The sequence below is a fragment of the Neogemmobacter tilapiae genome (genome assembly GCF_014652215.1).
GTDB lineage: Bacteria > Pseudomonadota > Alphaproteobacteria > Rhodobacterales > Rhodobacteraceae > Neogemmobacter > Neogemmobacter tilapiae.
This window is the reverse complement of sequence record NZ_BMYJ01000007.1, coordinates 178848-191026: the sequence shown is the minus strand read 5'-3', so window position 1 is coordinate 191026 and position 12179 is coordinate 178848. Positions and strand designations below refer to the sequence as shown.

At 59.7% G+C, this 12179-nt stretch carries 10 protein-coding genes; 5 read left to right on the top strand and 5 right to left on the bottom strand.

Translation table 11 applies throughout. The features are described from left to right. Positions 1–84: 84 nt before the first annotated feature. The 5 genes from IE095_RS12705 to IE095_RS12685 all read right to left on the bottom strand — a co-directional run bounded on the left by IE095_RS12705 (position 85) and on the right by IE095_RS12685 (position 5935). Entirely contained in the window at positions 85–972 is an 888-nt protein-coding gene (locus IE095_RS12705; protein WP_189412044.1) for a helix-turn-helix domain-containing protein, read from the bottom strand. A 297-nt stretch (positions 973–1269) separates the two neighbouring features. Continuing rightward, a complete protein-coding gene (locus tag IE095_RS12700; RefSeq protein WP_189412043.1) occupies positions 1270–2202 on the bottom strand; it encodes an ABC transporter permease in 933 nt (310 codons plus the stop codon). Beyond that, the gene (locus tag IE095_RS12695) at positions 2199–3230 is read right to left on the bottom strand and encodes an ABC transporter permease (RefSeq protein ID WP_189412042.1); all 1032 of its coding nucleotides are present in this window, start codon (positions 3228–3230) and stop codon (positions 2199–2201) included. The genes IE095_RS12700 and IE095_RS12695 overlap by 4 nt, the downstream gene beginning before the upstream one ends. Then, entirely contained in the window at positions 3227–4750 is a 1524-nt protein-coding gene (locus tag IE095_RS12690) for a sugar ABC transporter ATP-binding protein (protein WP_189412041.1), read from the bottom strand. The genes IE095_RS12695 and IE095_RS12690 overlap by 4 nt, the downstream gene beginning before the upstream one ends. Positions 4751–4804: 54 nt before the next feature. Beyond that, a complete protein-coding gene (locus IE095_RS12685) occupies positions 4805–5935 on the bottom strand; it encodes a sugar ABC transporter substrate-binding protein (RefSeq protein WP_229804764.1) in 1131 nt (376 codons plus the stop codon). A gap of 444 nt (positions 5936–6379) precedes the next feature. Between IE095_RS12685 and IE095_RS12680 the strand changes: the two genes are divergently transcribed. The 5 genes from IE095_RS12680 (at position 6380) to IE095_RS12660 (ending at position 12175) form a co-directional block, all read left to right on the top strand. Continuing rightward, on the top strand, positions 6380–7543 hold the full coding sequence (locus tag IE095_RS12680; protein WP_189412039.1) for a nuclear transport factor 2 family protein: 1164 nt from the start codon (positions 6380–6382) through the stop codon (positions 7541–7543). Positions 7544–7800: 257 nt separating this feature from the next. Continuing rightward, positions 7801–9033, top strand: coding sequence for an ABC transporter substrate-binding protein (locus IE095_RS12675; protein WP_308428902.1), 1233 nt, complete (start codon positions 7801–7803; stop codon positions 9031–9033). A gap of 125 nt (positions 9034–9158) precedes the next feature. After that, complete coding sequence (locus IE095_RS12670) at positions 9159–10190, top strand: carbohydrate ABC transporter permease (RefSeq protein WP_189412037.1); 1032 nt, start codon at positions 9159–9161, stop codon at positions 10188–10190. Between the two features lies 1 nt (position 10191). Next, positions 10192–11073 carry a carbohydrate ABC transporter permease gene (locus IE095_RS12665; RefSeq protein WP_189412036.1) on the top strand — a complete coding sequence of 294 codons (882 nt, stop codon included), beginning with the start codon at positions 10192–10194 and terminating at the stop codon, positions 11071–11073. 4 nt (positions 11074–11077) lie between these two features. Then, positions 11078–12175 carry an ABC transporter ATP-binding protein gene (locus tag IE095_RS12660; protein WP_189412035.1) on the top strand — a complete coding sequence of 366 codons (1098 nt, stop codon included), beginning with the start codon at positions 11078–11080 and terminating at the stop codon, positions 12173–12175. The last annotated feature ends 4 nt before the right edge of the window (positions 12176–12179 follow it).

Sequence of the window (12179 nt, the reverse complement as noted above, 5' to 3'; positions counted from 1 at the left end):
CTTGATCCGCGACCTAACGGTGTTTGGGCGGCGGGTCTTGTTTCAAACGATTGTTCTTTGTTTCAGACGATGGTTTGGGGTCGACTATTCGCCAAAGCGGTGCTGCCTGCGCCACACGCCGGGCGTCTGGCCCGTGGCGCTGCGGAAAACCCTTGTCAGATGCGCCTGATCGGCAAAGCCCAGCATCACCGCTAAATCCCCCAGACTTTGGCCCGATTGCATCAGACAGATCCGCGCTTGGGCGACACGGCGCTCGGTTTGCCACTGCTGCGGCGTCTGGCCGGTGGTCTGCTTAAAGATATGGGCGAACCAACTTTCCGAAAACCCCAAAAGCTCTGCCCATTCGCCATTGGCAATCCGCCGATGAATATTCGCCTGCAAATGCCGTTCCAGCCGCCGCATCTGGGCATTGTTCAGCCCTTCGGGCTTTGTGGTGGGGGACAGATCCAACACGCCACAAACAATGGCCTGAATCAGGCTTTCCGCGTAAAGATCGTGCCCCTTCGGCAGCGCCACCTCTTGCGCGACCAGTTGACCCAGCGTGTCGATGTCCGCCGATTGATCCAGCTCCACCGGCCTGCGCAGCGCCGCGAGCGCGGCGGGTGCCCCCAACCTATCGGCCAGCATCTTCTGGATCACCTGTTGATGCAGATAAAGATCAAGATGTTGAATCTGGCGGGCGCTGGTGAACTCTGACCATAGCGGCATTCCAGCAGGAACATAGGTGATGCGCGTCATGGGCCGCGCTTTTGCGCCGCCCGTGGTCGCCTCATTGGTCATCTGGATGCCACCGGCCAGATCCCCAAGGAAAAGCACAAAGCGGGGATGGGACGACCGATAGTAACCCCTCGCCCCCTTTTTCCCATCCGCGGACCAAAGATCGGCAATGACCCCGTCCAAGACCCGATGGCGCAGCGGGGCCGTGACCGTGATCCCTTCGATCCGAAAGTCCAACTGGCGCGAAAAGCTCATTCGATGGCCCTTGAAGAGATGCGCCCAACGGAACAGGCGATCATCTGACTAAAATACTATGAAATAAACTGGGTGCAAGTCAAAGGCACCCGGGCAAATGCCTTTGACCGCCGTCAAGCCTTCGCGATGAACGACCCTTCAACGATGGTTGCAGGACGCTGACAAAAGCGGGCATTCCTCCAACGACGAACGGTTCCTTCGCAGCGCAGGAATATGCATTCACAAAACATAATGTTATATAAAATTCAAACTGTTAGTGCCAATTTCACGCGTGAAATGAGACTGGCCCTGAAAAATTCATCGCCGATAGATCAGCAACATTCCGATAATGACAAGTCCATAGATAATCTGCCGCCAAGCCTCAGGCATCTGCATGATGGAAAGGACAGAGTTCAACAGAACAATCAAGATCACGCCGGCCAGGGTGCCCGAATAGCGCCCCTGTCCACCCAAGATGTTGGTCCCACCCAAAACCACCGCCGCGATGGCAGGCATCAGAAAAGCATTCCCCATGCCCTGATAAGCCTTGGCAGAATAGCCCGCCAGCAAGACACCGGCCATGGCCGCGCAAAGGCTCGACAAAACAAAAGCCGCGACGACCACGCGGCGGGTGCGGATACCCGACAGATAGGCCGCCCGCTCCTTGCTCCCGATCGCATATAAGGCGCGGCCAAAGACGGTGCGGTTCAATAGAAAGACCATGCCAATCGACAAAAGAACCCACAGGACAAGTGCCACCGGCAACCCCAGCACACGCCCCTTGGCCAACCAAAGCATGATCGGCGTGGCCTGATCCTGCGGGGCATAGCCACCCGTCTGCGCCACCATCAAGCCGCGCAGAACGGTATCCATCCCCAGCGTGAAGATCATGGAAGGCACCCGCAGCACCGATACGCCAAAACCGTTCAACAGCCCCACGACAAGCCCCACCGCCAAAGCCGCCGGAATGGCCAATGGCCCCCCGATCGCGGTGGCCACCATCGCCGCGGCGGTCAACGTCCAGGGCAACGACAGGTCGATCTCGCCCAGCAGAATGACCAGCATCATCCCCATCGCGCACAAGCCCAGAAAAGCTCCGATCTGCAACTGTTGCAGCAAATAGCCCGGTTGCAGTAGCGGCGCCGTTCCTGTCGTTGTCAGCGTATAGACAGTCCCAATGCACAGAATGGCCAGCGTCAAAGCAAAGGCGATCCAGACTGGCCTGTCCAAGGTCGAAAGGACTCTGTTCATCGCATCAACTCCAGCCGGTTTCGGACATTAAAGGCCGCAAACGCGCCAGCACTGACGGCCAAAAGCAGCACCAACCCTTCGATCAGCGGCTGAAGCAATGGATCAATATCCAGAATGCGGAAGTAGAACGAAATGACCCGCAACACAAAAGCCCCTAGAATCGAGGCGATCACCCCCCCCCGCCCGCCCATCAGCGCGGTGCCGCCGAGCACCACAGCGGCAATCGAGTTCAGCGTATAAGCCCCGGCCTGCACCGTATCGGCATTGCCAGTCGAGGTCTGGATCGCCAGATACAGCCCCGCGCATCCGGCAAAGAACCCGGCCAGCAGATAGGCCGAAAGCTGGGCGCGGCGCACTGGCAGGCCCGAGGCCAACGCCGCCGCCTCGGCCGAACCGACCGCATAAACGGTGCGTCCCGTCAGCGTCCGTTTGAACGGAAGCCAAACCAGACACGCCGTCCCGAACAGCAGGATCAGCGGCACAGGCAAGTCAGCGAAAGGCCTGACCCACCAAGCTGCGCCCCCCTGGGCCAGCCCATAGGTGTCACAGAAATCCCAAACCGAGTTGGTAAGCGCCCAGCCCAGGTCGCCATCAACCTCGCCCCCGGGCTGAGGCCGGATCAGCAGGGCCAATCCGATGGCGATGGCCCCGCTGGCCAAGGTCGCCATGATCGGGGGAATTCGACCCTGCACAACAATCAAGCCATTGATCAGGCCGAACGCCGCCCCGGCGATCAGAGTCAAGGCCATGCCGCCCAGAATCTCCAAGGGCGTGCCACTGACCAGAACCGAGGCAATGCAGCCCGTCAGGGTCATCACTGCGCCCACAGACAGGTCCAAGCCCCGCGCCAACACTGGCACCGTCTGCGCCATCGCAACAAATGCGATGGCCACCGATTCATTGGCATTCTGGATCAGCACAGCCGAGGTAAAGCCGCGCGGATGCAACATGTGGTAAATCAGATAAAGACCGGCAAAAAGAACCAGAATACCGGCCAACCCCGGATTGCGCCGCAACCAAAGGATCATGCCGCTGCCCCTTGGCCGATGTTCAGCGCCGCAGAGACCAGCGCCTCATCCGTGATCGCGGCCCCTTCCAGCGTGCGAATAACCTGTCCATCATACAGGACAATAACCCGATCACAGCAGCCGCTGAGCTCGGCATAATCTGAAGAGTAAAACAGGATGGATTTCCCCTGATCCGCGAGTTCCCGCATCATGCGATAAATTTCCTGCTTGGTGCCGATGTCGATCCCCCGTGTGGGATCATTCAGCAGAATGATGTCGGGCCCGATCATCAGCCATTTGGCGATGACGACCTTTTGCTGGTTGCCGCCCGACAACGTCGCCACAGCATCCTCGGGCGAACCTGCCTTGATCTGCAAGCGCGCGATGCCCTCGGCGATTGTCGCGGCCAGGGCCGCCCTGTCGATGATACCCCCCCGCGCCACCCGGTCCATCGCTGCCGCCACCAAGTTGTCGGCAATGGGCAAGGCCAGCATCAGCCCCTCGCTTTTGCGATCCTCGGGCACCAGTGCCAACCGCGTGGTCGCCGTCTTGGCCGCATAGGGCGAGGTCGGAAGGCCGCTGATCCCGTTGATCTCCACCCGGCCGCGCACGGCTTTCAGAACCCCAAACAGGGCGAGCAACAATTCCTTCTGGCCCTGCCCGTCCAGCCCCCCCAAGCCCAGAATTTCACCTTTGCCAAGGCCGAAGGACAGTCCCTTCAGCCGCCCTTCCCAAGACAGATCCTGCACGGTCATCACAACGGGCCGCGGAACCGGATCGGCTTTCGGCGGAAATTTCGCCGTCACATCCCGCCCGATCATCAGCCGCACAATCTCTGCCTCGCTTTTCGCGCCCTTGGCAAAGCTTTCGACATGTTGCCCGTTGCGGAACACGGAAAGCCGATCGCAAAGGGCGTCCACTTCGGCCATCCTGTGGCTGATGAACAGGCTCGCCACCCCCTGGCTCCGCAACTCTCCCAGCAGGCCGTAAACCGTTTCCACATCCCGCCGCGTCAGGGCCGATGTTGCCTCGTCCAAAATTAAAAGCTGCGGCTCCTGCGCCAGAGCCTTTGCAATTTCGACCATCTGGCGCCGCGATAGAGACAAATCCCGCACCAGGGCACGCGGGTCCAGATCTTCGCAATGCAACCTTGCAAGCAAAGCCTCGGCCCGCTGCCGCTGCGCCTTGGCGTCGATCAGGCCAAAGCGGCGGGGTGGACGCAAAAGGCAGATGTTGTCTGCCACCGACAAATCAGGGATCAGCGACAGTTCCTGAAACATGCAGACAATCCCCGCAGCGCTCGCCTCTGCTGCACTGGCGAACTGCACGTTTTGCCCACGATAGAACATCTCGCCCGCGTCGGGCCGCAGAACGCCCGCGATCATCTTGATCAGCGTTGATTTGCCGGCGCCGTTTTCCCCAAGAATGCCATGTGTCGATCCGGCATGGCAGCTGAAATTCACCTCCGACAAGGCCCGAACCCCGCCGTAACTTTTTGAAACCCCCCGCATTTCCAGCAGGGGTTGGTCCTTTGCCTGCATCTTTCCATCCCTTTGCGGCAAAGGGGCGGCGCGCGATGCGCCGCCCCTCCGCTGTCAGTTCGAATCCGCCTCGGATTGCGCCATGATTGCGGGCCCCGAAATGTTCACGCCGCAGGGTGGGAATTCATTGACGGTAAAGAAATTGTCCGGCAGGTCTGACCAAAAGTTCGCACCATCCTTCAGTTGCGTGTAGTCAGCCACAGGCAACGGCACCGAAATCAGTTGCGGCATCGGATTGCCTTCTAAGGCAGAGACGGCCGCCTTCATCGCTATCGCCACAAGGCCCGGCGATTGGCCAATGGAAATCCCCTTCAGCCCTTCATCCGAATATTCGGCAATCGCCTTGCGAAAGCCATTCTCGGATTCGCCCGCCACCGGAACCCACGGATGACCGGCATCTTTCATCGCCTGAATAACCCCGTTTGACCCGCCCTGCCCCACAATGGCCGCGAATTGCCCATGCACTGCAATCGCATCCGCGACCACCTTTTGCGTTGTCCCGTCGTCCCAGTTTCCGACGACTGACACCATCTCCCACGGCCCCGCATCGGCGGCAAAGACTTCGTTAATGCCTTGCGAACGGTCGCGGTCCACCGAGTTTCCGGCCAAGCCACGCACTTCAAGAATTTTCCCCGAGGTCACACCCGCGGCCTTCAATTCTTTCAGCGCAAACTCTGCCCAGGTCCGCCCCATTGTGAGTTGATCTTCGTTCACTTGCATCACAGCGTCGGTGTCCAACACATTGTCGAACGGCACGAGCACGACATTGTTTTTGTCGGCCAAGCGGATCACACGGTCGAACCCATCGGGCGCGACAGCAATCGTGACGATGGCATCATAGCCTTGGTTGATAAAGTCTTCGATCGCGCCCAATTGTGCCGGGGCATCGGTGCCCGTCGAAACCACCTTGAACTCGGCAATCTTGCCCTTCATCGCGGGATCTTCGGCAAAGGCCTTGGCGGTCTTGACCATCTGAATCCGCCAGGTGTTGCCGACAAAGCCATTCACCAAGGCGATGCGGTACGGGCCTTCCTTGGCGGGCCATTGCAGATACTTTGTCTCGGCAGACCAGGGCGCAAAACATTCCGGCTCGGCCCCCGGTCCACTGACGACTTCCGGTCCGGCCCAGACGGCCATCGGCATCCAAAGCGCAGAAAGCAGGAAAGCCGCTTTTGCAAGTTTCATCCTCATCTACTCCTCCCAGAGCGTTTCTAATCTTGGATCGGGGCCTCTGCCCTTCTGTCAGTTTGATTGGGCACATGTCGTGCCAAGCCTGACCCGGCATCAATCGCAAAAGCGGAACAACCGCGCGATGCAACCTATATTTAATCCGACTTATCCTACAAATCTTTTCTTTGTTGTCATTTCAGTTGCTTGACCAGGGTCTTGCAATTGGTCTTGACGAAAACACGGGCCGATTCGAGCCTCTGGTGTTGAACATGGGACCGAAGAGAAACAGGCACGACCGCTTCCATGCCTGCACATCGCCAAGGCCTTCGGTGGGCCCGCAAGCCGCGCTTAATTTATTTCTCTTGCATACGTATGCCAATCAAGGCAGTCCTATGCCAATCATTTAGCATCAGTCTTGGGCCGCCCGAGTCGTGGCCGAAGCATAGCCAGGAGACGGGCATGGCCGAGAAAAGCGAAAATCCCAAAGCGGGCAGTGAACTGGCCCCGGCGCGGCCGGAAAAGGTCATGCAAGTGGAACGCCATGACTACCCCGATCTGGCCCCGCGAAACGCCAAGCGGACGCAGGCCATGCGCGGCTTTGACGAGATTTACACCGACATCGTCGACTACATCGTGCGCTGCACCCACCTGATCTGGGACGAACGCGACATCGGCCTGATCTATTCGCACTACACCCACAACTGCGTGTTGTATGGCACGACAGGCACGCTTTACACCCGCGAAGAGGTGGTGCGCGACACCATCCAGCGGCTGGTTTCCTTTCCCGAACGGCGCGGCATGGCGACGCATGTCATCTGGAAGGGCAATGAAAACGACGGGTTCTACACCTCGCATCTGGTGACAGGCACGGGGCGGCACAGCCAGAACGGGCATCTGGGGCCAGCAACGGGGCGGATGTTCACCTCGCGCACGGTGGCCGACTGCATGATCTATGAAAACAAGATCTACCGCGAATGGGTGGTGGCCGACACGACCGCCATCCTGCAACAACTGGGCATTGACGTGCAGGGCTATGCCGAGCGGATCGCCAAGGCCAGCTTTGATAAGGGCTTTGTTTCCTTGGATATTGGCGAGAATCGTCACATGATCGGGCAATACCCACCCGAGGCCGAAGCGGATACCTCCATCGCCGCCACCGAAACCGAACGCCACACCCTGCGCTGGATGCATGACGTCTTTAACCGCAAGATGCTGGGCACCATCGCCAAGGTCTATGCGCCGACTGCGCAATATCACGGCCCCCTGATGGCCGAACTTTATGGCCATGCCTCGATCATCCACCAAACCTTGGGCCTGATCGGCTCCATCCCCGATGCGGCCTTTACCCCGCAGCACATCTGTTCGACCCCTTGCGAAGAGGGTGGCGAAAAGGTTGCCGTGCGCTGGATCATGGAAGGACATCACATCGGCTATGGCATTCTGAACCATCTGGGAGCGCCCACCGGCAAACGCGTGCAGATTATGGGCATCACGCATTTCCATTATAAGAACGGCAAGATCGTCGATGAATGGCGCGTCTATGACGAGGCTTCGGCGCTGGTGCAGATCAAACTGGCGCAGATGGCCGATGTCAAAGCGGCGAGTCTGAACCCGAACGCCTGACTTTGCGATCAGCCCAATCCCAAGGCGGCCCGCAGCCATGCGGGCCGTTTTCTTTTGCATCCACAAAACAGCTTGCTCGCGTTTTTTGGGTAGGGCAGATAATATGTTTGCAATCGTATGCAAATGATGTTTAGCTTTTTGTGACAGGTGGGGTGCGCCTAGGGGCCATGCTGGGTTGGCCCGTTGCCCTGCCTGAAACAAATGCCAGAACGGCGAGCCAGCTTTCGCCAGCAGAAGGGAGAAGTATAACCATGAAAATGACCAAGACCTTCGCGGCAAGTGCGGCCGCCTTGTTCGCCGCCAGCGCCGCCTTCGCCGATTGCGGCATTCAGGGCGCGGGTTCCGTCCGCATCCTGTCGAATGATTTTGAGGCGCTGCGCATCGTGAACGATGTGGCCATGTCTTGCGCGACCGATCAGGTGAAAGTCACCGCCAACGCCACCGCCGAGCATAAGAACATTCAAGGCCCGGCGCTGACCGTGAACCCGGCGGAATACACCGTCGCCGTGGTCGCCAACAATTCCATCGTGCCCCTGCTGAACGACGGGCTGATCCGCCCGCTGGATGATCTTGTCGCGAAATACGGCGCATCCCTGCAACCGAACCAACTGATCAAGATCGACGGCAAAGTGATGGCCATTGCCTTCATGGGCAACGGGCAGCACATGTTCTATCGCAAGGATGTGCTGGAAAAGGCCGGCGTCGCCGTTCCCACCAGCTATGAAGAGGTTCTGACCGCCGCGCAGGCGATCAAGGACGCCGGGCTGATGGAATATCCGCTGGCCGCCTCGAACAAACCGGGTTGGGATCTGGCCGCCGAATTCGTGAATATGTATCTGGGCACGGGCGATGAATTCTTTGCCCCCGGTTCGGCAGAACTCGCCATCGACAACGACAATGGCCGCAAGGTTCTGGAAACCATGCGGGCGATGACGGTCTATATGCACCCCGATTATCTGACTTATGACGCGAATGAGTTGAACAAGCTCTGGGATGCCAATTCCGTGGCGATTATGACGCAATGGGGTTCGCTGGCGGGTGCCGCGATTGATCCGACCAAAGCCAATCCCGAGGTGATCGCCGGAACCGGCTTTGCGGCCGCGCCGACCATCGGTGGGGGCTCGGTCCCAGCGGCGGCATTGTGGTGGGACGGATTCACCATCGCCGCCAACATCTCGGACGAAGATGCCGAGGCCTCTTTCCAAGCGATGGTCAAGGGCATCAGCCCCGAAACCGTGGCGGCGAACGCTGATGTCGCCACCTGGCTGGTGGCTGGCTTTGAACCCGGTCCGACCGCCGTTGGCGTGATTGGCAATGCCTCGGGCGGCGCACGCGCCTATCCGATGCAGCCCTATATGGGTCTGCTGCACACCGCCCTTTCCGCCGAACTCGCCGATTTCATCGCGGGCAAGGAAGACGCCGATCAGGCGCTGGCCGACGTGAAAGCCGCCTATGACGCCGCAGCCAAAGAAGCGGGCTTTCTGAAATAAGCCCCCTGCCCGGCCGCGACGCAGCGGCCGGGTTTTCCGCCTTTCGCGGATCGCGGCGATGGCCCGGCACGTCCGGGCCTTCCCCGAACGCTCCCGTCCTTGGACTCGAACGCTGGATTGCCCCGATGCCGCATCGCACTTTCCTTGTCTTCATCGCGCCATCCATCCTTGCGATGGTGCTGTTCATCACGCTGCCCATCCTGTCGGTCATCGTGCAGTCGCTGTTCGTCCAGCATGAGGCGGTGCTGATCACCGTCGAAAACTGCACCCCCTTTGGCTGCGAAAAGGAAACGCGCGTTGATCACGCCGCCATGCAGGCGCTGCGCGAGGAACGCCCCTTGGGTCAATTTGCAGGCTTTGCCAATTACCTGAACCGCAACCATCTGGCGGTCGATGAAATTGGCGCGATCCTGTCCAACAATCAGGGTTTCGGCGATACCCTTTCGCGCATCTTCAACCTGCCCTTCTACCGCGCCCTGTCGTTTACCCTTCTCTATTGCTTTGTGGTGACGCCCTTGGCGATGGCCCTTGGCTTTGCCGTGGCCTTGGCGGTCAACACCCTGCCGCGCCTGATGAAAGGCCCCGTGATCTTTTTCTCGCTGCTGCCGATGATCATCACCCCCTTGGTCGGCTCGCTCATCCTGTCTTGGATGTTCAACCCTTCGGGCATCCTTGGGGCCAGCTTGCAAAGCCTGACGGGTGATCCCGGCCTCTCGCTGCGCGCCTCGCCCATCATGACATGGATCGTCCTTTTGGTTTACGGCATCTGGACCAACGGCCCCTTTTCCTTTGTTGTCTTCTATGCCGGGCTGCAAACCGTGCCGCAGGACACGATGGAATCCGCCCGCATTGACGGGGCCAACCGGTGGGAGGTGACGCGCTTTGTCATCATCCCCCATCTCGCCCCCCTCGCCACCTTTGTCGCGCTGGTGCAGTTGATGGACAATTTCCGCGTCTTTGAACCCATCGTCGGCTTTTCCGCCGAGGCGAATGCCACCTCCCTCTCATGGCTTGTCTTCAACGATCTGGTCGGCCAGGACGCCCAGCTTTTCGGCTCGGCCGCCTCCACCTCGGTCATCACCATCGCCGGAGTCCTGATCCTTCTGGCCCCCGTCCTTTTGCGCACTTGGCGCGACTTCAACCGCAAGGCAGCCTGACATGACGGATATCGCAAACCGCCGCCCGCTGGCCTTGAAAACCCTGACCACCGTCTTTCTGGTCATCTGGCTCATCGCCGCCGCCTTTCCCTTTGTCTGGACCGTCTGGGGCAGCTTCAAGGTCGAGGCGGATTTCTTCTCGCGCCAATCTTGGTGGATGGCCATCGAAGGCACCCGCACCCAAGCCCAAACCGGCAGCGCCTTTACCCTGCAAGGCTATGAAGGCGCCTGGATCAAGAACGAATTCTGGAAGGCTGCGATCAACACAATGATCGTCACCCTTTCGGTCACGATCATCTCGCTGACCATCGGAACCTTGGGTGGCTATGCCTTGGCCCGCTCGGGCTATCGCTATGCTTTCTGGATCCTCATCGCGGCGCTGGTGTTCCGCGCCATGCCGCATATCACGCTTGTCTCGGGCTATATGCTGCCGTTCTTTGAGCTGAACATCTGGGGCGTACTGCCCACCACCATCATCGTTCTGGTCGCCATCAACCAGCCCTTCACCCTATGGATGCTGCACAGCTTTTTCCTGTCCATCCCCAAGGATCTGGACGAAAGCGCCATGGTCGATGGCTGCACCCGCTTTCAGGCGTTTCGCATGGTCATCATGCCCGTCATGTGGCCCGGCGTCATCACCACCGGCCTCTTCAGCTTTCTGCTCGGCTACAACGACTTTGCCGTCACCTCGATGCTGCTTTCGCAACAGAACCAGACCATGGTGCCCAAGATCGCCAGCTTCCTCGGCTCCATCCAGAACGAAGGCAATGTCATGTTTGCCGTCGCCGCCGTCGTCTCGGCCACCGTGCCGCTATTCATCCTCGTCCTCTTCTTCCAGCGCCAGATCGTTTCCGGTCTGACCGCTGGCGCCGTCAAAGGATAATCCCATGGCCCAAATCCGCCTTGTGAACGTCAGCAAACGCTGGGGCAGCTATGTCGGCGTCGACAATTTCAACCTCGACATCGCCGATGCCGAATTTCTGGTGCTGCTGGGCCCGTCCGGCTGCGGCAAGACCACGACCATGCGCATGATCGCGGGGCTAGAGGATGTGACCGAAGGTGAAATCTGGATCGGCGACAAGATCGTCAACAATCTGGAACCCAAGGATCGCGATATTTCCATGGTTTTTCAAAGCTATGGCCTTTACCCGAACCTGTCGGTCTATGAAAACATCCGCTTTCCCCTGCGCGTCCGCGGCATCCCCAAGGCCGAACACCACGAACGCGTCATGCGCGCCGCTGCAATGGTCGAACTCGGCCCCTTCCTTGAACGCCGTCCCGCCGCGCTGTCGGGCGGCCAGCGTCAGCGTGTCGCCCTTGCCCGCTCTATCGTGCGCGAGCCCAATGCCTTTCTGATGGACGAACCGCTTTCCAATCTGGATGCCAAACTCCGCGTCTCCACCCGCGCGCAGATCAAGAACCTGCACCACACCCTGAAACGCACCACGATCTATGTGACCCATGACCAGATTGAGGCGATGACCCTCGCCGACCGCGTTGTCGTGATGAACAAGGGCCTTGTGCAGCAACTGGGCACGCCCACCGAAATCTACGACCGCCCGGCCAACACCTTCGTCGCCAGCTTCATCGGTTCACCCGCGATGAACCTGATCGACGGTGATGTCACCGACGGCATCTTCCGCGCCGAAGGCATGGCACTGCCCATCCCCTTGGGCGTCTCTGGCCCCATCACCCTGGGCTTCCGCGCCGAGGATGTGCAGGTCGTCCCCCAAGGCGGCCAATTGTCCGCCACCGTCTATTCGATGGAACTCCTGGGCGATGCCACCCTCGTCTCTTGCCGCATTGGCCCGGCCCTCGTCTCCATCCGCGCGGCCAAGGATTTCCGCACCCAGATCGGCGCACCGCTGCATGTGGCGATCCCGCCCAGCGCCGTGCATGTCTTTGACCGCAGCAGCGGCCAGCGCCTTTCCGACAACACGGGCTTGCCCGCGCAGGCCACTTCGTCAAAGACTGGCGCGGCATAGCAAA

What these genes read in the sequence shown, in the direction of transcription:
- IE095_RS12700 (WP_189412043.1), bottom strand. Translation starts at nt 2,202, where the DNA reads ATGAACAGAGTCCTTTCGACCTTGGACAGGCCAGTCTGGATCGCCTTT.
- IE095_RS12690 (WP_189412041.1), bottom strand. Translation starts at nt 4,750, where the DNA reads ATGCAGGCAAAGGACCAACCCCTGCTGGAAATGCGGGGGGTTTCAAAA.
- IE095_RS12675 (WP_308428902.1), top strand. Translation starts at nt 7,801, where the DNA reads ATGACCAAGACCTTCGCGGCAAGTGCGGCCGCCTTGTTCGCCGCCAGC.
- IE095_RS12705 (WP_189412044.1), bottom strand. Translation starts at nt 972, where the DNA reads ATGAGCTTTTCGCGCCAGTTGGACTTTCGGATCGAAGGGATCACGGTC.
- IE095_RS12670 (WP_189412037.1), top strand. Translation starts at nt 9,159, where the DNA reads ATGCCGCATCGCACTTTCCTTGTCTTCATCGCGCCATCCATCCTTGCG.
- IE095_RS12680 (WP_189412039.1), top strand. Translation starts at nt 6,380, where the DNA reads ATGGCCGAGAAAAGCGAAAATCCCAAAGCGGGCAGTGAACTGGCCCCG.
- IE095_RS12660 (WP_189412035.1), top strand. Translation starts at nt 11,078, where the DNA reads ATGGCCCAAATCCGCCTTGTGAACGTCAGCAAACGCTGGGGCAGCTAT.
- IE095_RS12665 (WP_189412036.1), top strand. Translation starts at nt 10,192, where the DNA reads ATGACGGATATCGCAAACCGCCGCCCGCTGGCCTTGAAAACCCTGACC.
- IE095_RS12695 (WP_189412042.1), bottom strand. Translation starts at nt 3,230, where the DNA reads ATGATCCTTTGGTTGCGGCGCAATCCGGGGTTGGCCGGTATTCTGGTT.
- IE095_RS12685 (WP_229804764.1), bottom strand. Translation starts at nt 5,935, where the DNA reads ATGAAACTTGCAAAAGCGGCTTTCCTGCTTTCTGCGCTTTGGATGCCG.